This is a genomic window from Shimwellia blattae DSM 4481 = NBRC 105725, assembly GCF_000262305.1.
Taxonomy (GTDB): Bacteria; Pseudomonadota; Gammaproteobacteria; order Enterobacterales; family Enterobacteriaceae; genus Shimwellia; species Shimwellia blattae.
On sequence record NC_017910.1, the window covers coordinates 531523 to 553875 of the forward strand.

General features: G+C 53.3%; 19 protein-coding genes and 1 tRNA gene. 13 read left to right on the top strand and 7 right to left on the bottom strand.

Annotated elements, in window-relative coordinates:
* The 4 genes from bcsD to EBL_RS02490 all read left to right on the top strand — a co-directional run bounded on the left by bcsD (position 1) and on the right by EBL_RS02490 (position 3718).
* The gene (gene bcsD, locus EBL_RS02475; protein ID WP_014715780.1) at positions 1-483 is read left to right on the top strand and encodes a cellulose biosynthesis protein BcsD; all 483 of its coding nucleotides are present in this window, start codon (positions 1-3) and stop codon (positions 481-483) included.
* A 27-nt stretch (positions 484-510) separates the two neighbouring features.
* Positions 511-1521, top strand: a complete 1011-nt coding sequence (locus tag EBL_RS02480; protein ID WP_014715781.1) for a family 8 glycosyl hydrolase — start codon at positions 511-513, stop codon at positions 1519-1521.
* Between the two features lie 897 nt (positions 1522-2418).
* The gene (locus tag EBL_RS02485) at positions 2419-2679 is read left to right on the top strand and encodes a DUF2534 family protein (protein WP_014715782.1); all 261 of its coding nucleotides are present in this window, start codon (positions 2419-2421) and stop codon (positions 2677-2679) included.
* Between the two features lie 115 nt (positions 2680-2794).
* A complete protein-coding gene (locus EBL_RS02490; protein WP_014715783.1) occupies positions 2795-3718 on the top strand; it encodes an Rpn family recombination-promoting nuclease/putative transposase in 924 nt (307 codons plus the stop codon).
* A 76-nt stretch (positions 3719-3794) separates the two neighbouring features.
* On the opposite strand, the gene EBL_RS02495 is transcribed toward EBL_RS02490, so the two are convergent.
* Positions 3795-4115, bottom strand: coding sequence for a hypothetical protein (locus EBL_RS02495; protein ID WP_014715784.1), 321 nt, complete (start codon positions 4113-4115; stop codon positions 3795-3797).
* A gap of 534 nt (positions 4116-4649) precedes the next feature.
* Here EBL_RS02495 and EBL_RS02500 point away from each other — a divergent pair.
* From EBL_RS02500 to EBL_RS02530, 7 genes are read left to right on the top strand one after another with little or no spacing between them, the layout of a single operon-like run.
* Entirely contained in the window at positions 4650-6065 is a 1416-nt protein-coding gene (locus EBL_RS02500; protein ID WP_042340371.1) for an undecaprenyl-phosphate glucose phosphotransferase, read from the top strand.
* Positions 6055-7341 carry an outer membrane beta-barrel protein gene (locus EBL_RS02505; protein WP_014715787.1) on the top strand — a complete coding sequence of 429 codons (1287 nt, stop codon included), beginning with the start codon at positions 6055-6057 and terminating at the stop codon, positions 7339-7341. The genes EBL_RS02500 and EBL_RS02505 overlap by 11 nt, the downstream gene beginning before the upstream one ends.
* A 1-nt stretch (position 7342) precedes the next feature.
* Positions 7343-7900 (top strand): polysaccharide biosynthesis/export family protein, encoded by a 558-nt coding sequence (locus EBL_RS02510; RefSeq protein ID WP_014715788.1) that lies wholly within the window; start codon positions 7343-7345, stop codon positions 7898-7900.
* A gap of 2 nt (positions 7901-7902) precedes the next feature.
* Positions 7903-10029, top strand: a complete 2127-nt coding sequence (locus tag EBL_RS02515; protein WP_014715789.1) for a GumC family protein — start codon at positions 7903-7905, stop codon at positions 10027-10029.
* 41 nt (positions 10030-10070) lie between these two features.
* A complete protein-coding gene (locus EBL_RS02520; protein ID WP_042340373.1) occupies positions 10071-11459 on the top strand; it encodes a hypothetical protein in 1389 nt (462 codons plus the stop codon).
* 1 nt (position 11460) lies between these two features.
* A complete protein-coding gene (locus EBL_RS02525; protein WP_042340375.1) occupies positions 11461-12480 on the top strand; it encodes a glycosyltransferase family 2 protein in 1020 nt (339 codons plus the stop codon).
* Positions 12458-13672: a glycosyltransferase family 4 protein gene (locus EBL_RS02530; RefSeq protein WP_014715792.1), complete on the top strand. Its 1215-nt coding sequence runs from the start codon at positions 12458-12460 to the stop codon at positions 13670-13672. Before EBL_RS02525 ends, EBL_RS02530 begins: the two co-directional genes overlap by 23 nt.
* A 34-nt stretch (positions 13673-13706) precedes the next feature.
* Here the strand turns inward: EBL_RS02530 and galE are convergent, their stop codons facing one another.
* The 3 genes from galE to EBL_RS02545 form a co-directional block, all read right to left on the bottom strand.
* The gene (gene galE, locus EBL_RS02535) at positions 13707-14723 is read right to left on the bottom strand and encodes a UDP-glucose 4-epimerase GalE (RefSeq protein WP_014715793.1); all 1017 of its coding nucleotides are present in this window, start codon (positions 14721-14723) and stop codon (positions 13707-13709) included.
* A gap of 66 nt (positions 14724-14789) precedes the next feature.
* Positions 14790-15722, bottom strand: a complete 933-nt coding sequence (locus EBL_RS02540) for a glucosamine inositolphosphorylceramide transferase family protein (RefSeq protein ID WP_042340629.1) — start codon at positions 15720-15722, stop codon at positions 14790-14792.
* A 271-nt stretch (positions 15723-15993) separates the two neighbouring features.
* Positions 15994-16069 (bottom strand) — tRNA-Ile (locus EBL_RS02545).
* A 143-nt stretch (positions 16070-16212) separates the two neighbouring features.
* On the opposite strand from EBL_RS02545, the gene mug reads away from it, so the two are divergent.
* A complete protein-coding gene (gene mug, locus EBL_RS02550; RefSeq protein WP_002443270.1) occupies positions 16213-16719 on the top strand; it encodes a G/U mismatch-specific DNA glycosylase in 507 nt (168 codons plus the stop codon).
* 54 nt (positions 16720-16773) lie between these two features.
* On the opposite strand, the gene rpoD is transcribed toward mug, so the two are convergent.
* The 3 genes from rpoD to rpsU form a co-directional block, all read right to left on the bottom strand.
* Positions 16774-18618: an RNA polymerase sigma factor RpoD gene (gene rpoD / locus EBL_RS02555; RefSeq protein ID WP_002443271.1), complete on the bottom strand. Its 1845-nt coding sequence runs from the start codon at positions 18616-18618 to the stop codon at positions 16774-16776.
* A 269-nt stretch (positions 18619-18887) separates the two neighbouring features.
* Complete coding sequence (gene dnaG / locus EBL_RS02560; protein ID WP_002443273.1) at positions 18888-20633, bottom strand: DNA primase; 1746 nt, start codon at positions 20631-20633, stop codon at positions 18888-18890.
* A 213-nt stretch (positions 20634-20846) separates the two neighbouring features.
* Positions 20847-21062, bottom strand: a complete 216-nt coding sequence (gene rpsU / locus EBL_RS19585; RefSeq protein ID WP_001144069.1) for a 30S ribosomal protein S21 — start codon at positions 21060-21062, stop codon at positions 20847-20849.
* A gap of 246 nt (positions 21063-21308) precedes the next feature.
* Here rpsU and tsaD point away from each other — a divergent pair, with 246 nt between their 5' ends.
* On the top strand, positions 21309-22328 hold the full coding sequence (gene tsaD, locus EBL_RS02565) for a tRNA (adenosine(37)-N6)-threonylcarbamoyltransferase complex transferase subunit TsaD (protein WP_002443275.1): 1020 nt from the start codon (positions 21309-21311) through the stop codon (positions 22326-22328).
* Positions 22329-22353 lie beyond the last annotated feature (25 nt).

Here is a 22353-nt window from a genome sequence, read left to right on the forward strand (position 1 = left end):
ATGACAACAGATGCACTACACGGGACCTTATTGCGTTACTACCAACAGCAACAGACGCCGGAAGGCTGGTTTGATTTGCTGACCATTATGGTTGATGGAATGATTGGTAATGTTGGCGAGCAGGAATGTCAGCCGTTTTTACAGGACATGGGCTGCCAGCTGGCGGCCCGCTATCCGCTGCCGGCCTGTGAAACGGTGGGGGATCTGGAGGATGCCATTAACCGCTTGCTGGCCCATTTTAACTGGGGCACCATTGAAATTGACCTTGCCGGGCAGGCGATGTTACTGCGTCATCGGGGGTTACCGGTGGCCAGGGCGCAGCAGGACTCTCATGAACAGCACCGCTGGTGTAATGCCTTCAGTGTCATTCTTGAGGGGATGTACGGGGCGTGGCTGGCAACCCTGCGCGCGGCACCACATTTACGATTACATCGGGACCATATCTACGGGGTTTCCGATATCCAGTTTCGTTACCAGGGGTAACGCTATTGATCACTGAAGGAGAGCCAGATGTTGTCACGGGCCTTATTGTTACTGACACTGTTGATGACGGCGTTATTTAGCCCCGTCTCCTGGGGCGAGACTGTTGACTGGCCGCACTTTAAAGTGCGTTTTCTGATGCCGGATGGCCGAATTGTGGACAGCGGTAACCATAATATTAGCCATACCGAAGGCCAGGGGTTCGGGATGTTGTTTGCCCTCCAGGCGAATGATAAGCCTGCGTTTGATGCCATCTGGAACTGGACCCGTGACAATCTGCGCAACCCACAAAATGGCCTGTTTTACTGGAAGTTTAACCCGGTGGCCAGTGACCCGGTGGCGGATAAAAACAATGCCACTGACGGTGATACGCTGATCGCCTGGGCGCTGATGCAGGCGGCGGATAAATGGCGGGAGCCGGGTTACCAGCAGGCCTCTGACGCTATCCAGGCCGCGCTGATCAAATCCATGGTGATCAACTATGCCGGTTATACGGTGATGCTGCCCGGTGAAAAGGGCTTCCGGCAACAGAACGGTATTGTGCTCAATCCGTCCTATTTTGTCCTGCCCGCCTGGCAGGATTTTGCCCGGCATACCCACCTGGCGGTCTGGGAAAAACTGATCGCCGATAGCCAGCGCCTGCTGGCAAAGATGCAGTTTGGGACGCCGCATTTACCCAGCGACTGGGTCTACCTGTCTGAGGAAGGGAACCTCTCGCCGGCAAAAGCCTGGCCTGCCCGATCCAGCTATGATGCCATTCGCGTGCCGCTCTACCTCTGGTGGGCCGATCCCGCTAATAGCAACCTGATCGTCTGGCACCACTGGTGGTCACAATCCGCCCGGGAAAAAACCCCGGCCTGGGTTGATGTCAGCAATAATCAGCATTCGCCCTATATGATTTCAGGCGGATTGCTGGCGGTGCGTGATCTGGTGATGGAGGATGCCAGTCTCGCCGGTGATACGGCCATTGTGGAAGGCGATGACTACTATTCTGCCAGCCTGAAACTGCTGGTGGCGATCGCCCGCAACGCCCATCACTAGCTCGCCGGGGCAGCACAACGGGCGCTTTAGGGGGCCCGTTGTGGACAAGCCAGAGGGAGGTAGCTAGCATAGCCATATCATATTTTTATTCGCTCGCACGGTATCTATCATGCGTTCTGATATCCGCGCCCAGCGCGGCATTATAGCGCACGAAAAATTTTGATACCGTTTTGAAATTTATTTGATACCAAGAAAAGAAACAAAAAGCGCTGAAAGATGCGGGCATTCGTACCCGTAATAAGGATGGGGGATTCCGCGATATTGTTGAACTGGTGACAGAGATAGCCAGAAAATCACTGAGCTACAGTATCAAAAGTGGAAAGCCATAAACTTCATTACTGGAAGGTGCAGGATTTACTGATTATTCGGTCCGATTTTTACAGCCAATATCCACGCCCGAAGCAATAGGGCGTATGGAACGTCTTAAATTTATATTCGGTGATTTAATTTGGAGTGGCTGCAATAAATAATGAGAGGGTAGTAAGTAATTGTTAACAGTATGTCTTTATGATGTTGTTGTTCGTTATATTTAATATCTCTATGTCGAAATTACCCTCTATTAATGGCGGTGAAGTCAATGTGGTTAGCCAGCTTTCTTTAATATCAGCGGTAAGGGGAGGATATTAAATATAAAAGGGGGATTTTATGAAGTTTATAATGTCTGTGATGGTGGATAAGTAAAATAATTCAGGAAAAATATAATCACCTTATTTTATTATACAAACCGCGCAGGCTTTACCCCGTGCAAACACCCTGTGCGATTGGCCGTTCCGGGCGGCATTTGTGGTTAACTTTAGTAGCATTAACGTATACAATTTTGCTGCATTTGGTTTTTGTTTTGTAACATTTGCCTGGTGTGCCGGGATGAGCCCGGCAGTAAGCCACAAGGAGCCCGGAATGCCGAATATTTTACGCACCCCCGAGGGGAAAAAGTTTCTGATAGCCGTGGCGATGGTGTTTATCGTCGCCCTGAGTGTGGTAACGAAGGTGACATTTCAGGGGGTTGAGGATCAGTACGATCTGCCGATGGCGAGCTGGACCACCTCCATGTTCATTATTCAGGGGGCGTGGGTGGCCATCTACAGCCTGGTCTTTACCGTAATTGGTTCGCTCCCCTTTGCCTTTTACTTCCTGGTGCCCAAAGACGGGCGGGGCTGAGTTTTCCCTGCTCACGCTAAAATTGCGTGCCGTCTCGTAAGGTGGGGCGACAGGGGCGGTAACGGTGGCGGGGTGTGCTAGTGTCCGGGGATGTTTTTTTAGCCCCGGAGCGCCAATGGGTAAAACTGGAACCACACCGGGCCCGCACGATGCGATTTTTAAAAAATTTCTTACCCGCGTGGATACCGCGCGGGATTTTCTGCAACTGCATCTGCCCGCCGAACTCCTGGCATTATGCGATCTTTCCACACTGGCGCTGACATCCGGCGCATTTGTGGAAGATGATCTGCGCCCGTACTACAGCGATGTTCTCTACAGCCTGACCGCCGCAGGGGATGCCGGATATATCTATGTGCTCATTGAACACCAGAGCACGCCGGAGCCACTCATGCCGTTCAGGCTGATGCGTTATGCCATTGCGGCAATGCAGCGCCATCTTGATGCCGGGCACCACCGGCTACCGCTGGTTATTCCGGTGTTGTTCTATGCCGGGCTGCGTCGCCCTTACCCCTGGGCGGTTAACTGGCTGGAGGGCTTTTCTTTACCGGATCAGGCGCGGCGGCTCTACACCAGTGATTTCCCGCTGGTGGATGTGACGGTGATTGCGGACGATGACATTATGCACCACCGCAGTATGGCAACGCTGACACTGCTGCAAAAACATATTCGCCAGCGGGATTTAGCCGGGCTGCTGGACAGGCTTGTCACCTTACTGAGGCCAGGGCATATTAGCGAGGAGCAGATAGTTGCGCTGATAAACTATATCTTTAATGCGGGCTCGGCGTCTGATGCGGATGCCCTCGTCCGGAAACTGGCCCAACAGGTCCCCCGATACGGAGAGAAAATCATGCTGACGCTGGCAGAGCACTTTGAGCAGAAAGGGGTGAAAAAAGGCATCGAGCAGGGAATTGAGCAGGGGGAGCGTGAAGCCACGCGTAAAATCGCGCGCACCATGCTGCTGCGTGGTCTGGATGCCGCTACGGTGATGGCGGTTACCGGGTTAACCGCGTCAGATATTGCAAAACTTCAGGAAGCGTAGCCGCCGGGTACATAGCGTACCGCGGCGGCATTGAGAGGCAAAACCCCGGCCGGTGGTTTTGCCGGTGGGTAATCGGTCAGACGCAGCGGAAAGTCAGGCGCGCCACGCCGTTTACCAGCAGGTGTGAATCCGTATCTGTTTTTACCTCCTGCATGGTTTTGTTCTTTGTCCGGCAGAAGTCCACCGCGGTTTTATTGACCGTTCCGACCGCGCCCGAAACCCGGCCTGCTGCCGGTGCGGCCTCAGCCTCCGTATACCAGTTACCATCCGCCAGTTGTTTAACCTGAGACTGATAGGTTAACCCCAGCCCGTGAAAGTCGGTCTTGTCGTTCTGGACAGAACAGCCAGCCAGTGCCGCTGTGATAACCATGACCGCAGGAATCAGAGATGCTTTCATTACAAATATCCTTCAGAAAACGTGATGGCCGGATAACCCGCCAGATTAATCATGATAAGCCGGGCATTATGCCGGGCTCAGCTCTACAGACTCATCCTCTGGTTAAAGGTTCAGGTACCGGGCGGCCAGTTGTGATGTCGTTTCAGTAATATTTATGTTATCCCGGTGCAACTGTACTGAAGGTTGCAGGTATCACACTGGTTTTCTGTACAAAAATATCATGCCAGAGCATGTAATAAAAAAGTCGTATGATGTTTTAGTATGATATTTAATTAATACTAATTTATTAAAATAATATATTTTTTTGAGGTTTTTTAGGACTGCTCCTATGCTCTGAGATATCAACCTGTTGGTTGTGAACACCATAACTATGTCCCGCTGTGAGGTGGGGCGATCTCCCCTCCAGAGGACGGGGCTACATAGATTGCGGTTAATAGACCGTGGTTTTTTATAATGATAACCAGCGGTTTTATAATCGCGTTAATTTTACATGGAGTTATTACTTGTAGTTAGCTTATTTATCTGAGCGTGGGAATGATTGTGAACATGAGAAAAGTTACTCATGGCGGATATCCGACATTTATCAAGCCAATTGACTTTATAATAATAAACTCAGTGTTGATATTGAGTGGCTGGCTGTTAGATATAAAAACAACTGAAAAAGTAATGCTCCATGCATTACTGTTTTCTACCGCATTTTTATTGTTTGGTGAATATACAAAGTGTTATCTGTATCGCCATAAGAAAAATAAATTCTATAGCCGTAGCCGGTTGTTCTTAACGGGCTTTCTGGCACTGGGATTTATCGAATCTGTCCGTACGCTGATTACCGGTTTTGACACATTAGGGTATCTGGCCCTGCTCGATAGTCGGTTTATTTCTGCCACCGTCTACTGGTATGCATTGCCACTGCCGTTTTTGTATGTGATTCGCGTAGTTATTGCAAGTTATTCGGCGAAAAAGTGTGTCCGGGTGGCAATTATTGGCGTGACAGAGAGTGGCCTTGCTGCGGAGCAGGCGCTGCGCCACGGGTACTCGGATATTCGCCTGGAGCTGGCATTTTATGACGATCGTGACCCGCAGCGGTTCCGGGAGCTGAAAGGGAGGATGACCGGCCCGTTTAAAGGGTCGGTTATGACACTGGTGGCAGAGGCCAGGGCCGGGCACCTTGATGAGGTCTACGTTGCGCTGCCGATGGTGGCCTTAAAGCGGATCCGTAATGTGCTTGGTATGCTGTCAGATACAACGGTAAACACCTATATTGTGCCAGATCTGTACACATACAGCCGGAATATATCACAAATCCGCTATATTCATGATTTACAGGCTATCGGGATATTTTCCTCTCCTTTTGAAGGGGGCGGCGCCATTGTAAAGCGCGCGGAGGATCTGATATTAGGTAGCGTGATTATTATAATGATCTCTTTATTACTGTTCATTATTGCCGTGGGTGTCAAGATAACGTCAGAGGGCCCGGTATTTTTTGAGCAGGATCGCTATGGCCTGAGCGGGCAACGAATTAAAGTAAAAAAATTCCGCACCATGCGGGTGATGGAAAATTCAGACCGGGTCGTTCAGGCCACCAGAAATGACCCCCGGGTAACACGATTTGGCTCTTTTTTAAGAAAAACATCACTCGATGAACTCCCCCAGTTTATTAATGTATTGCAGGGGAATATGTCAATCGTCGGGCCCCGGCCACATGCGGTGACCCATAATGAATTATACCGCCGCCAGGTGGAGAACTACATGATACGTCATAAAGTAAAACCCGGTATTACCGGGCTGGCACAGGTTAATGGTTGCCGCGGCGAGATCGACGCATTATTTAAACTGGAGAAGCGGATTCAGTATGACATCGAATATATCCAGAACTGGAGCCTGTGGCTGGATATAAAAATTATATTTAAAACTATTTTTAAAGGGTTTATTGGTAAAAATGCATACTAAATATATCCTTTTCTTTTTTATCATAGTCACCCCCGGGGTGCGCGCAGAGCTCACCCCAAAGTCACATATCTGGCCCGGTGGGGTGGAGTTTCAGGCAACGGCCGATCTGAACTACGGCTATGAGGATAATATTACCTACCAGAAACACCACAGTGATGCCACAGGCTCCGGCCTGCTGAGTATGGCGCCGGTCTTGTCGTGGTCTGCCTCCCATGGTCCGGATAAATATTATCTGATGTATTCCGGTGATTATCGCCATTACACCGCAGATTCGGCCGATGACTATAACGATCACTTTCTGCACCTGAGCGGAGAGTGGCGCTACGGGTTAAAGCACGGTGTTACGGTGATTCTGGAAGAGGCGCTGGGCCATGAAGATCGCGGCCGGGATACCACCGAGGGCTTTTCGCCAGCGCAGTTCAGGCAGTTTGGTATTAACTCGCCACTTCACACCCGGTTATTTAACAGTGAGGTACGCTACAGCTACGGCGCGCCAGAGGGACGAGGCAAAGCGATACTGGCGCTGAATCACAAAACCCTGCGCTTTGGTAATGACAGCAACGCCAGGCGGACAGACGATGATTTCTACCAGTATATCCGCAGCCAGGCCTGGTCGGAAAATGGCCTGTCGGCAGAGCTTATCGACAGATATACCTCCAGAACGCGTTTTCGTTACGGCGTGATGATGAATCAGCGCCACTACGACACGGACTCAGACAAAGACACCAGCGAATACTACCTGCTGTACGGCCTGAAAACGCAGTTTTCCAGCAGAACGCTGGTCGATATTAATGTCTCCTGGCTTTATAAAACCTTTGACCATAATGCGGATGCCGGCGATTTTAACGGGCTGAACTGGGACATTAAAGGTGAGTGGCGGCCGCTTCGCCAGTCTGTGTTCTCGGTACATTCGGCCCAGCAAATTAAAGATCCCTCTGAGGCGGGGGGATATATTTTAGTCTCAAGCTATGGCGTGTCATATAAACATTTCTGGCTCGGGGATCGTTTGTCCGCGCAGCTGGATTATTCATATATTACGGAAGATTATAAAAAGCAAAGTAATAAGCGGCGGGATAAGAACAGTGTTTTTACCGCCGGGCTGCATTATGAGGCAACACCGGCAGTAAGCCTTGGGGTTGAATATAAGCTGGATGTTCTGAAATCAAACAAAGACACATATTCATTTTATATCGGACAGAATGAGGATCGGGAGGTCATCAGGACGCCCGGTTACGACAATTCATTGATAATGCTTACAGCTAAGGTGCAGATTTAAAATGAAAATAATTAAATTGTGCGCATTACTGGTACTGAGCTTTGTGTTTGCCGGGTGCAACTCATCGCCCCCGGCATTGCAGGATGTACCAGAAACAACATCCCGGGGATATTCACTGGGTGCCGGTGATACCGTCAGCATTGTGGTATATGGCGAGCCGGAAATGACCATGCATTTTATTATTGATAAAAGTGGCGCCATTAATTTCCCCTATATTGGCCCGCTGGTACTGAAAGGAAAAACGCCGGAGCAGGTCAGCGATGAGCTGACAACCCGCTTACGGGGAGAATACCTGAGTAAGCCCATGGTCACCGTCAGTATTGTGGCGTTTCGCAAGTTCTATATCTCCGGGGAGGTGAAAAATCCCAACGGCTACGCCTATGAACCGGGCCTGACCGTCGGCAGGGCTATTGCCCTGGCCGGTGGCTTTACTGACCGGGCCGATCGTAGCGACATCAGTATTCAGCGCGCGGGAGAAGGGGAATTACCAGGTAGTGTCGGGTCCGGATATGCCGTTCACCCCGGAGATATTGTAACTATTGGCATGGGGTTCTTTTAACGATGAAACTTTCAGTGGCAGAAAGGGGCTGGAAAAATAACGGCCTGATTGATACCTCGCGTTTTCTCCGGGAATTTAGACAAAATATCTGGAAAATTGTGCTGGCGGGCGTGATTGCCGGTGCTGTGGCCTACCCGCTGATTAGCCTGATGCCGAAACAGTACGTCTCTACGGCAACGGTACTGATTAAAGCCCAGCAGGACAATGTACTGCCGTTTTCACCCGTTGAAGCCTATGACTCCACCCGTAATGGCTATTACGAAACGCAGTATGCGCTGATGCAGTCGCGTATCGTCCTGGAGCAGGCGATTAAGCAGCTCGGGCTGGCGCAGAACCCGCAATTTACCGGTGAAAAGGCGGGCGGCGCGCCGCAAAGTGAACAGCAGCGCCTGGATAACGTGCTGAAAACGCTGCTAAAGCACCTGTCCATTAACAGTGTGCGTACCACACATCTGGCTACCGTCTCCTATGAGTCCACCTCAGCGCAGCTTTCTGCGGATATCGCTAACGGGGTTGCCCGGGCGTTTATCGACTACAGCGCCGGGCAAAAGCGCCTGAAAACCCGGCGCGCTGCAGCGGATAACCAACAAAAATTACGCGCCCTCAGGGCGCAGATAAAGCAGCAAAAAGAGGCTATCGACCGCTATCTGGCGCAGGAGGGGCTGCTGGTTTTTCGCGGCATTGATGGTTTTGAGACCGGGCAGCTGGATATCGCTACCAGCCGCCTGGCGGATGCGGTGCAAAGGCGGGTAAGCGCCCAGTCGCTGTATCACGAAGCCCGCACCGGGTCGGGGCGCTCGCTGAGTACGGTGATTTCTCTGCCGGCGGTTTCAGGCCCCGGGCAGATGCAGGATCTGCGTAATGCGATGACCCAGGCAAAACGCTCCCTGTATGAGCTGCGCAAATCATACGGCCCCGGGCACATGAAGATCCTTGCAGCCCAGGCCCAGGTACAGGCTATAGAGGAGCAAACCCGGCAGGCACTGAAAGAGCAGGAAAACGGCCTGCGCCAGCAGTATCAGGCGGCACAGGCGGATGAAAACAATTACCGCAACCAGCTGGAACAACAAAAGCGCGACTTCCGGAATCTGGCCCTGAAACGCGAGGGCTATAACGATCTGAAGCTGGAGCTTGATCAGACACAGGCACTGTATAAAACGCTGTATCAGCGCACCCAGGAGCAGGCGCTGTCTGTCAGTGACAGTGATGCGGACGCGGTGCTTTATGATCCTGCCGTGCCTGCAGTGCTGTCTGCAAAACCCGACAAGCGCTTTCTGCTGCTGATGAGCGTGATACTGGCGCTGTTGCTCGCCAGCCTGTACTACATTATCCGGGCGGCAAGGGGGAGCGCTGTTGATACCGCCAGCCAGTTACCGGAGCATTTTAATCTGGAGCCCCTGGGGGAGATCCCGCATTTTAGCGGGGTAAACAGCCATGAGCAGCTGCGCCATAAAATCGTCAGCGATCCGCTTAACCGCGACACTATCCACAGTATTCGCTCACTGATTATGCTGAACCCCAAAAAACTGCAGGTGATTACTATTACCTCTGCCGGGCAGGGGGAAGGGCGCACATTACTGGCCAGTTTGCTGGCGAACTCTTTTAGTTTCGATCAAAAAACCCTGCTGATAGATATGGATTTCTTCAACCGGGAGGGTTTATCCGGCGAGCTGAATGCCCCGCAGGTGCCCGGTGTGGCAGATGTGCTGTGCGGCAGTAAGTCGGTTGATGAGGTGCTGGTGCAGCTTGATGACCGGCTGGATTTTCTGCCCGGGGGTAATGTTCTGGTCTCCTCGCAGCTGATGCTGTCATCAGACCGGCTGCAGCCGCTTATCGAGACACTGCGCACCCGGTATCAGCGGATCATTATCGACGCCGCCGCCGTCAGCCAGGGGCCGGATGTCCAGCTTATCAACGCCGTAACAGACGGGCTTATCCTGGTGTTGAAAGCCGGGGTTATCCCGGTAAAACCGGTCATTGCGGCGCTGGAAAAAGTGGCCAACGGCCACAGCGTGGTGATTGGCGGGGTACTGAACCAGGTGGAGATCAGGGAAGGTGAAACCAAAACCCGGGGGCGCGTGCGCGCGGCGAATTCGCCGGGGTTTCCCGGGATGGTGGAGCGGTCGTAAATCCGTGTGTGCTAATGGGCGGGCAACAACCTGGTGGCATTATGATAATGAATACCGGCTCTTATCTGCAGCTATTTAGCGCCATTACGCTGGTGTGTTGCGGCATGGTGCAATACTTTTCTGGCATGCAAGTCATATTATGGCTGCCGTTTTTTCTGACCCTGCTGATGGTGTTGCTACTGGTGGTGCAGTGCCATCAGCGGGCGCCGAACCTGGATCGCCAGGGGATAATTGTATTATCCCTGTATGCGATATTTCTGGTTCTTAGCGGGATCTCGTCGCTGTACCAGGCGGGGGGGTTCGTTACCCTGGTGGGGTTTAAAAATGAAATCGCGCTGTCGCTGGTGATGATCTGCCTGCTGCTGGGATTTTGCCAGACCACGCAGCTGTACCGGGTTATCTGCGGGCTTTACTGGGTGTTTTATGCCCAGTTTCCGGTGGTGCTCTACCAGCTACTGGTTATCGTACCGCAGCGGGTGGCGGTACGCGGCCAGGAAGAGAAATGGGATTCCGTAGTCGGCACATTTGGCGGTGATCCTTTCGGCGGCGGAAATTCCGGGGTGATGGGGCTGTTTTGCCTGCTGATCATGCTGCTGAAACTGTCAGAATATAAGCACGGCATTGCCAGCTTAACATCCATGGTTATGCATATTATTCTGGGGTTTATGCTGTGTATTGTCGGTGAGGTTAAATTTGTCCTCTTCCTGGCACCGTTCTTACTGGCCGGGTTGTGGCTGATGCCCTCCTATATTAAAGAGGTTAACCGCATTAACGGCAAAATGATCCTCTTTATTCTTCCGGGCACACTTATCCTTACCGGCATGGCGATTGTTGTGTTGGCTTATGGCTATACCTCGGCATTTGGTTATAGTCAGGATGACGGCATATTCAGTATATTCCTGGATTCGCTGAATTATATTTTTGATCCGGATTATGTTATTTCCACCGGGGAGCTGGGCCGGTTTACCACCCTGATATTCTGGTTAAAAAATAATGACCTGTGGGGGCTTTCCGGCACCCTGTTTGGTTACGGGCTCAATGCAACGAATAGCGGCAGCTCGCTGGCACCGGGTTTTCTGAATCTGGTTTACCATTTTATTCTCGATGCGACATCGCTGAGTATGTTGCTCTGGGAAGTGGGGATTATCGGAACCGTTATATTTATCGGGCTGTTTTTTTACATTCTTAACATAACCTGGCCAGGGCCATTACTTTCCATTGAACAGCTTGATATGCAGGACGTCCGGTTGCTGAGTTTTTCTCCGGCTCTGAATGTCTTTAGTATCGGCTGTCTGCTCAGCTTGCCCTACAGCCAGATTATGATGCTGGTTCCGATGTTACAGTTTCTTTTTTACTTCTCGTCAGGTGCAAGTCTGGTTATTCGCCAGGTGGCTCGTCACTACGCAGGAAAGTATGCAGGACAGTTATAGCATGACCCTTAAGCCCTTTATTTCCGTCAGCATTAAAACGCTTAACGAAGCGGAATGCATTGAGAAAACCATTGACAGTATTCATCATCAGTTAGCCGGTTACCCGCATAAAATTATCGTGGCCGACAGCCTGTCTGTTGATAATACTCAACAGCTGGCGAGCGCGAAGGGGGCGACGGTGGTGTCGCTCACCCGGGAAGAAGATCGCAGTTGTGGGGTAGGGCATCAGCTGGGCTGGCTTTACAGTGAAGGTGAGTTCCTGTTGCTGCTGGACGGCGACATGGAGCTGGAGCCCGGGTTTATTGACCAGGCGGTGGCCTTTCTCAATGAGCACCCGGAGTACGCCGGGGTGGCCGGCACCGTGGTGATGGATGACGCCGCGAACTATGAGTTTGTCTCCCGCAAGCAGCGCATCAATAAAATCTACCCCCTGGGTGACTGCGATCACCTCAGCGGTGGCGGCCTGTACCGGCGCAGCGCCATTGAGGATATTGGTTACCTGACCAACCGCAGCCTGCATGCTTACGAAGAGGCTGAACTGGGAATGCGGCTCTTGCACGCCGGTTATAAACTGCGCCGCCTGGATGTGCCCTATTTCCGCCATACCTCATACACCATGGCGACGTTTGCGATGCTGGTCTTCCGCTGGCGCAATGGCTTTCACCAGGCGCCGGGAGAGCTGCTGCGCAGCGCATGGGGGAAACCCTATTTTCGGGATGCGCTGCGGATTGTGAAAAATGAAGTGATCTTTTCCGGCTATCTGATTGTGTTATTACTGGCGCTACTGACCCTGTCGCCGGTGATTATCGGGCTGGTATTATTGCCGCTGGTGGCCTTTACGCTGCTGAAAATGGTCCGCAACCACTCAGCGGTTAACGGCCTGTTCAGCGTTATTAATATGATGGTTCGTGGGGTTGGCGTTATTGTCGGCTTTTTGCGCCCGCCACGTGATCCACAGCTCCCTCCTGACAGCAAAATAATCCACGAGCAGGTGAACCATGAAGGTGTTACTGGCAAATAAATTTTTCTTTATTAAAGGCGGGGCAGAAACGGTTTATTTCCAGGAGCGGGATAATCTGAAGCGTGCCGGGGTGGAGGTGGTGGACTTCTCCATGCAGCACGAGCGCAATTTCCCGTCTGACTATGCGGATTATTTTGTCAGCAATGTGGATTACCACCAGTCAGGCGGGGCCCTTTCCCGGATAAAAACCGCCGTCAGGTTTATTCACAACAGTGAAGCCTGCCAGAAATTACGCGCCCTGCTGGAAAAAGAGCGCCCCGATATTGTGCATTTCCACAATATCTACCATCAGCTTACCCCGGCGCTGATTAAAGTGGCCCGGGACTTTGGCTGCAAAACGGTGCTGACCGCTCACGACTACAAGATCATGTGCCCCGCATACTCTATGCTGCGCGACGGGAAGGTGTGCGAGGCCTGCGTGACCGGCACGGTGTTTAATGCCTTCCGCTACCGCTGCCAGGAGGGCTCCGCCAGTAAGAGCCTGCTGCTGTCGCTGGAGGCGGTCTGGCAGCATGCCGTGAAGAATTACCATGCCCTGGACGTGATTATCGCCCCCAGCGAATTTCTGGGCCGTAAGCTACAGCACTCCCTGCCGGATGCCCGCATTGAGGTGATCGTCAACGGCATGGATGACCAGCAGGCCGGTATCGACAGCACGCAGGATGAGGGATATCTGCTGTATGTGGGGCGCCTTAGCAAGGAAAAAGGCGTGCCCACCCTGGCAAAAGCCCATGAGCTGATGAATAACCGCATCCCGCTGAAAATTGTCGGCCAGGGGCCGCTGTACGACGAGATGGTGGCCACCTATCCCCGGGCGGAGTTCCTCGGCTACGTTCAGCAGGGAGAGACGCTGGACGCACTTATTAAAGGGGCCCGGGCCGTGGTGCTGCCGTCTGAATGTTACGAAAACTGCTCCATGGCTATTCTGGAGGCGATGTCTTTTGCCCGCCCGGTTATCGGGGCGCGCATTGGCGGTATTCCTGAGCAGGTGCGCGATGGCACCGAAGGGATCCTGTTTGAGCCCGGCAATGCGCAGGCGCTGGCCCGCGCCCTGGATACCCTGGCGGAAAACCCGGCCCTTGCCCACGAGATGGGCCACAACGCCCGCCAGCGTCTTTGCCAGAAGTATTCACTGCGCCACCATATGACGGCACTGCAGGATGTCTACCGCGGGCTGCTGGGCGCGTCATAACTCAGGCAGCACCGGCAGGCCCGGTGCTGTTTTCTCAGGCCTGGTAGCCCTGCGGATTCTTTTTCTGCCAGTTCCAGGTGTCGCGGATCATGTCGTCCAGGCTGTGGGTTGCCCGCCAGCCTAACAGCCGGTGAGCCAGGGAGGGATCTGACCAGCATTCGGCGATATCGCCCGGGCGTCTGGGGGCGATCCGGTAGTTAACTTTACGCCCGGCCTCTTTTTCAAATGCCCCGATAAGCTCCAGAACTGAATAACCCGTTCCGGTGCCAAGATTAATGGCCCGGAAGGCGCCGTCTTCTGGCTGGTGGTCCAGCGCCGCCAGGTGCCCGCAGGCCAGATCCATCACGTGGATATAATCACGTACGCCGGTGCCGTCCCGGGTGGGGTAGTCATTCCCGTATACGGACAGGCAGTCGAGCTTACCGATGGCAACCTGGGAAATATACGGCACCAGATTATTGGGGATCCCCCGGGGATCTTCGCCGATTTTGCCGGAGCGGTGGGCACCCACCGGGTTGAAATAGCGCAGGCAGGTGATGGTAAACCGGGGCTGGGCCCGGGAGAAGTCCCGCAATATCTGCTCCGCCATCAGCTTAGAGGTGCCATACGGGTTGGTTGTACCGGCCGTGAGGCACTGCTCATCTAACGGCACTTTCTCCGGCGTGCCGTACACAGTGGCTGATGAGCTGAAAATAAGGCTGTGTACCCCGGCGTGCTGCATTTCACCCAGTAGTGCGACGGTGCCGAGCACATTGTTCTCGTAATAGGCCAGCGGCTGGCTGATGGACTCAGAGACAGATTTCAGCCCGGCAAAGTGGATAACATCCGTGATGTCATGGCGGGCGAACAGGGTTCTCAGCAGTGAGGTATCCCGCACATCTCCGATACAGGTGACCGGCGCTTTTCCGGCCAGCTCCGCCACCCGGTTTAGTGACTCTCGGGAGGCGTTGGACAGGTTATCAACCACCACCACCTCATCGCCTCTTTCCAGTAACGCCAGGACCGTATGTGAGCCAATATAACCTGCACCACCAGTAACAAGAATTGCCATTGTGTGTCTCCGCAAGATATCGAAATACAGGTGCCTGTTTTTCCTTACTGGCCAGGCTGATTTCAGTTACGCAGAACTGAAGCGCCGGTTTCTGCGCCGGGTTATCAATTTATAGGCGATTTTCTTAAAAGGTGAAAGCAGGCTGAAGGCCAGGTGTTTGGTGTCATAAATAATCACATCGCTACTAAAATTGAGCGTGTGGATACCGTCACTGTTATTTACGCTGGCACTGAGCTGATCCACCAGGCTTTCTTCATAGTGTTGCGCCGTGAGCTTTTGCAGCGCCTTAATATAGACAGATTTCCCGTACTCGCCCGGGAGGCACTCCTGAGTGACAATATATATTTTATTATCAATATAGTGTGGTGCCCCGGCCCCGCGCGGGTGATGATTGCACACCTCCAGCTCAGGGGATATCTGTTGCCACGGCTCAGCAAGATCACTGGCGGTATGAATAACCAGATTATCGGCCATATCAGTGGAGCAGAGATAGTATTTCTCATTGATGCTGAGCAGCACATTGTCAGTTAATGCGCTCCCGGATATCAGGGTCCGGACCTTTTTCCAGCGGGCGGGGAATTCGGTGAGTTCAAACAGAATCACCTCCCGGCGCTCGGAAGACTCCGGGATCATAAACAGCTTATCGTTAATATAAAAGATAAACGGGAAGGAGAGGTGGCAGTGTAAATCGTCAAAGCCTTCCAGTTTTACGTCGTCGATTTCAGCAAGGCTCTCATTCAGCGTCCGGCAGCGCAGGGTCCCCCTGGAGGTGATAAAATTAAATGCTTCATAGAAAATATAGAGTTTATTATTTCTGGCGATAATAAACGGATCGGCCTGGAACGCATATTTTTTGGTGAGTTTTACCGCGTTAGTTTTTTTAATAATATCCAGTGTATTGTGGGGGAAGTGATGAGGCTCCGGAGATTTGACTACCATAATATCCCATATTTCATGGAATAGTGTTTTTTTAATTATCCGCTGAAAGGTATTCGCCATTGCTTTGCTGGTCTCATACTGAAGTTTTAATAAACTCACCGTGAAATTATGATGTGCCAGTGGTGTTCTGTCAAAAGTATAACTATCTGAAATAGTGTGGGTATTTATATGAGTTTCCGCACCGGGCGGTATTTTCACAGATGGAAAGGGATGGGGCAGGGCCGGGCAGCGAAACCCATTCAGGGAACCATTTTGCCGCCATTTGTGGTTAAGCGCACAAAAAAGCCGCTCATGATGAGCGGCTTAATTATATGCTTTTAAAGCTGAAATCTGGTGGCCCCTGTTGGGTTTGAACCAACGACCAAGCGATTATGAGTCGCCTGCTCTAACCACTGAGCTAAGGGGCCGTGGCGGGGAATTATAATGTAACTGTTGCCCGCAATCCAGCCTGAAGATGACCGGCTGCTGGTTTTTCAGCCAAATAATAGTTGAAATTTATCTGAGAGTTACTGAACGTGACCGACCAGGGTAACCAATAAGAAGGACCCCCATGATAGAAGACGTCCTGGCGCCTCATCTGCGCGTCGTGTTTTGTGGTATTAACCCGGGCAAATCCTCGGCCCATCTGGGGCTGCCCTTTGCCAACCCCTCCAACCGCTTCTGGAAAGTTATCCATCTCGCCGGGTTTACGCCGCAGCAACTGGCCCCGGAGAATTTTATGCAACTGGCAGACTCTGGCTGTGGCCTGACAAAACTGGTGGATCGCCCCACCGTGCAGGCCAGTGAGGTTGAGCGTATGGAGCTCAAAGAGGGGGGCAATGCGCTGCGCAGTAAAATCAACCGCTACCAGCCAGCCGCGCTGGCGGTACTGGGCAAGCAGGCGTTTGCGCAGGCCTTTTCCCAGCGTAATGTCAGCTGGGGGCGCCAGCCGTTTAACTGGGGCGATACTGAAGTCTGGGTGCTGCCAAACCCCAGCGGCCTGAACCGCAGCCCGCTGGAGTCACTGGTCAGTGCATATCGGGAGCTGAACGAGGCGCTGCACGCCCGCGGGATCTGAGATTTCCGGGCACAAAAAAGCCCTCCGCAGAGGGCTTAATCAGCAGGGGCCGGATCAGTCGTCCAGGAAGCTACGCAGCACTTCAGAGCGGCTCGGGTGGCGCAGCTTACGCAGCGCTTTCGCTTCGATCTGACGGATACGTTCGCGGGTAACATCGAACTGTTTACCCACTTCTTCCAGCGTATGGTCGGTATTCATGTCGATACCGAAACGCATACGCAGCACTTTGGCTTCACGGGCGGTGAGGCCGGCCAGAACATCGTGCGTGGCGGCGCGCAGGCTCTCGGTGGTGGCAGAATCCAGCGGCAGTTCGAGGGTGGTATCCTCGATGAAATCCCCCAGATGCGAATCTTCATCATCACCAATCGGTGTTTCCATGGAGATAGGCTCTTTGGCAATCTTCAGCACTTTGCGGATCTTGTCTTCCGGCATCAGCATGCGTTCAGCCAGCTCTTCCGGGGTCGGTTCCCGGCCCATTTCCTGCAGCATCTGGCGGGAGATACGGTTGAGCTTGTTGATGGTCTCAATCATATGTACCGGGATACGGATGGTACGGGCCTGGTCGGCGATGGAGCGGGTGATAGCCTGGCGGATCCACCAGGTGGCATAAGTGGAGAACTTATAACCACGGCGGTATTCGAATTTATCTACCGCTTTCATCAGGCCGATGTTGCCTTCCTGGATAAGATCGAGGAACTGCAGACCGCGGTTGGTGTATTTCTTGGCGATAGAGATAACCAGACGCAAGTTTGCTTCAACCATCTCTTTCTTCGCACGGCGGGCTTTCGCTTCACCGATGGACATGCGACGGTTGATATCCTTCACCTGCTCAATGGTCAGGCCGGTTTCTTCTTCGATCTGCTGCAGTTTCTGCAGGCAGCGCTGCACGTCTTCAGTCACGTCGCGCAGCTTTTCAGACCACGGCTTGTTCATGGCAATGGCTGCATTAAACCAGGTTTCGCTGGTTTCGTTGCCGGTGAACAGGGTGATGAAGTTCTTCTTCGGCATTTTGCACTGTTCAACACACAGCTTCATGATGATACGTTCCTGAGTACGAACGCGATCCATCATTGAACGCATGCTGTTGACCAGATAGTCGAACTGTTTCGGCACCAGACGGAACTGTTTGAACACTTCAGACAGTTTGAGGATCTCTTCCTGAGCGGTAGCGTGGCTGCGGCCTTTGGCTTTGATCGTGTCGCGGGTGACTTCATACTGGGCGCGCAGTTCGGCAAATTTTTCACGGGCCAGTTCCGGATCGATGCTGTTGTCATCATCGGAGCTGTCGTCGTCGCTGTCGTCGTCTTCATCCTCGTCATCGTCCATATCTTCCTGGGACAACTCAGAGCCAACATGGGTCGCGGTGGGCGCCATGTCTTCTTCCGCGTTCGGATCGACAAAACCAGTAATCAGATCAGACAGTCGTGTCTCTTCGGCTTCAACACGATCGTACTGTTCCAGCAGGTAGGTAATCGCTTCCGGGTATTCGGCAACGGAGCACTGAACCTGGTTGATACCGTCCTCGATACGCTTGGCGATATCGATTTCCCCTTCACGGGTTAACAGTTCAACGGTCCCCATCTCACGCATATACATGCGCACCGGGTCGGTGGTACGGCCAATTTCAGATTCAACGCTGGATAACACCTGAGCCGCCGCTTCTGCTGCGTCTTCATCGGTATCGGTGGTGTTTTCGCCCAACATCAGGTCATCGGCATCAGGTGCTTCTTCTACCACCTGGATGCCCATGTCGTTGATCATTTGGATGATGTCTTCGATCTGATCGGAGTCGACGATATCTTCCGGCAGATGGTCATTGACCTCGGCATAGGTCAGATAGCCTTGCTCCTTACCACGGGTGACAAGAAGTTTCAGCTGTGACTGCGGGTTTTGCTCCATAAGACGGTATCCACACTTAAGTCATTTGGGTTGGTGTTGGAAGGCGTTGCCGCCAACAATATCTCCCCCGGTTTACTGGCCGTTGCGCTGCTGCGGTTGATGTTCCTGCTTCGGGTGGCTTTTAGCCCCGGGGACACATACGCAATACCGCAGATAACGACCTGGCATCTCCAGGGGTTAACGAGGGCTTTTTTATATTCTTGCCGCGGCGCCTCAGTGCGGCTTTCGGGATCCCCCGAGTTATATTCGGCAGTTAAGCCGCTGGTATTCTATTTTTTCGCTAATGCCTGTGTTATCACACGCACTTCTTCGCGTTCTGCCGCCGAGAGACCCTGGGTCCTCGAACGGGCAATTAATTCTGTCAGCCGAAGCTCCAGCGCGGAATCGAACAGATGATCGAGTGCGTCGGTAAATGTCTTTTCGGCGATGTCCTTATCTGCTATATCGTCCCACACAGCCAGTTTTTCAAGGGTTGCGGCGTAATCTGTACCGCGATATTGTTCCAGAAGCTGCCCGGTGGTCAGCCCCGGCTGTGCCAGACACGCCGCCACCAGTTCGCTAAACAACGCCAGACCCGGCATTTTTGACTGGGTCAGCCCGGTTAACGGGGGGACCAGTGGCGCCAGATCGGGGTTCTGTACCAGTAACCCTATAAGTATACGCATGGTTGTGCGTTTTAGCTGTGGCGCTGGCCGGGCCGTATTATTTTCTGCCTGCTTTGGCATTAAACGATCAAGATGCACATCGTCAAAAATGCCCAGCTTGTTACCCAGGATCTGGCGTAACTGAATACGCAGGGCTTCACCCGGTACCTGGCTGATAAGCGGCAGCGCCAGCGCCGCCAGCTGCGTGCTGCCGTCCGGCGTGGTTAAATCCACCTGGGGCAACAGGCTGTTAAACAAAAAAGTGGATAACGGCAGCGCTTCATCCATCCGGGCTTCAAACGCCGCTTTTCCCTCTTTACGCACCAGGGTGTCCGGATCTTCGCCTTCCGGCAAAAACATAAACCGCAACTGACGCCCGTCGCTCATATAGGGTAGCGCGGTTTCCAGCGCCCGCCAGGCCGCATCGCGCCCGGCCCGGTCCCCGTCGTAACAGCAAATCACATTACTGGTCACGCGAAACAGCAGCTGGATATGGTCTGCCGTGGTAGACGTGCCCAGGGAAGCCACCGCATAGTTAATGTCATACTGGGCCAGGGCCACCACATCCATATACCCCTCAACCACCAGTAACCGGGTGGGCTCCGGGGTATGTTGCTGGGCTTCATACAGGCCGTACAGCTGGCGGCCTTTATGGAAAATATCGGTTTCCGGGGAGTTCAGGTATTTAGGGGTATCGTTCCCCAGCACCCGGCCCCCGAAGCCAATCACCCGCCCGCGTTTGTCCCGGATCGGGAACATAACCCGCTCGCGGAAGCGATCGTATACCCGCCCGTTGTCATTGCGTACCAGCATCCCGGCATCAAGCAACAGCTGGCGGTGGTCATTATTGTTGCCAAAGCGTTTTAAGGCATTATCCCAGCCGGGCGGGGCAAAACCAATCGCAAAACGCTCCACTATCTCCGGGCTGAGCCCGCGTTTTTCCAGATACGCCCTGGCCGGTTGCGCAGAAGGCTGGCCAAGAGCCTGCTGATAGAACCCGTTCAGGCCATCCATCAGTTGGTACAGATTCTGGCGCTGGTGGCGCTCTATCTGGCTGAGGCCGTTACCCGCCTCATAGGGGATCTCCAGGTTGTGCATGGCGGCCAGCTCTTCAACGGTCTCAACAAATTCGAGCTTGTCGAAATTCATCAGGAAGTCGATGGCATTGCCGTGGGCACCACACCCGAAACAGTGGTAAAACTGCTTTTCACCGTTGACGGTGAAAGACGGGGTTTTCTCGTTATGGAACGGACAGCACGCGTGGTAGTTTTTACCCTGCTTTTTGAGCTTCACACGGGCATCTATCAAATCAATGATGTCGGTGCGGGCCAGCAGATCATTAATAAAGACGCGTGGGATTCGTCCAGCCATAAGCCCCCAGTTGCTTATATCTCAGCATGTTACAACGCAAGCGCAATAGCGTTTATCCGGTAAGCTGGTGTGTTTGCCAGGCCCGGGCGCCACGGTGCAGTGGAGTAAAATGATAAGGGTATAAACGAAAACAAGCCGCGCATTCCTTTCGGAAGCACGGCCCTGACAACTACAACTCAGTCTGAAAAGAGAGGGACGCCCCTCTCTTTTTAATTAGTACAGACGAGTACGGCGTGCGTTTTCACGAGCCAGTTTCTTCGCGTGACGTTTCACTGCAGAAGCCTTGGCGCGTTTACGTTCGGTAGTCGGTTTTTCATAGAATTCACGACGACGAACTTCAGCCAGAACACCCGCTTTTTCGCAGGAACGTTTGAAGCGACGCAGTGCAACGTCGAACGGCTCGTTTTCACGTACTTTAATTACCGGCATGTGCCTCTCACCTTTAAATTCGGTTTGTCGCTGACTGCAACGTCAGCGTTATTTCAAAATGGTGCGGAATTTTACTGCAACTACTGCTGCTTTGTAAAGCACCGCCGGAACAGAACACCGTTTTTTGCTCTGCTCCGCGCCAGGCCCGCGAGTATACACTAAGCCTGTGCGGATCGTGAGCAAAGTTTTACAACGGCGCGGTCAGAGCATACACTGCGCGGCAGGTTAAAGAGGTAGAAGACAGCTATGCGTGTACTGGGTATTGAAACATCCTGCGATGAAACCGGCATCGCCATCTATGATGATCAACAGGGTTTACTGGCTAACCAGCTCTACAGCCAGATAAAATTACATGCCGACTACGGCGGCGTGGTGCCGGAGCTGGCCTCCCGCGACCATGTCCGCAAAGCTGTGCCTCTGATTCAGGCGGCACTGAAAGAGTCCGGCCTGACACCTGCCGATATTGACGCCGTTGCCTATACGGCAGGCCCGGGGCTGGTCGGGGCGCTACTGGTTGGTGCCACCGTGGGCCGGGCGCTGGCGTTCGCCTGGGATGTTCCCGCCATTCCGGTACACCATATGGAAGGGCACCTGCTGGCTCCGATGCTGGAAGATAACCCACCGGCATACCCGTTTGTTGCTCTGCTGGTCTCTGGTGGTCATACCCAGCTTATCAGCGTGACCGGGATCGGTGAATACCAGCTGCTGGGTGAGTCCATTGATGATGCTGCCGGTGAAGCCTTCGACAAAACCGCAAAACTGCTGGGTCTGGATTACCCCGGCGGTCCGTTACTGTCGAAAATGGCCGCAGAGGGCACCCCGGGTCGCTTTACCTTCCCGCGCCCGATGACAGACCGCCCGGGGCTGGATTTCAGCTTCTCTGGCCTGAAGACTTTTGCCGCGAACACCATTCGCGATAACGGCACCGATGATAAGACCCGGGCAGACATTGCCCGGGCCTTTGAAGATGCGGTGGTAGATACCCTGATGATCAAGTGTCGCCGTGCGCTGGATCAGACCGGCTTTAAACGGCTGGTGATGGCCGGTGGCGTGAGTGCGAACCGCACCCTGCGTGCCCGGCTTGCACAGATGATGCATAAACGCGGTGGGGAAGTGTTCTACGCCCGCCCGGAATTCTGCACCGATAATGGCGCGATGATCGCCTACGCCGGTATGGTGCGCCTGAAAGCCGGTGGCGTGACCGGGCTGGAGATAAGCGTTCGCCCGCGCTGGCCGCTGGCCGAGCTGCCCGCCGCCGCACAGTAACCACACAGCCCGCACAGAGTTATGC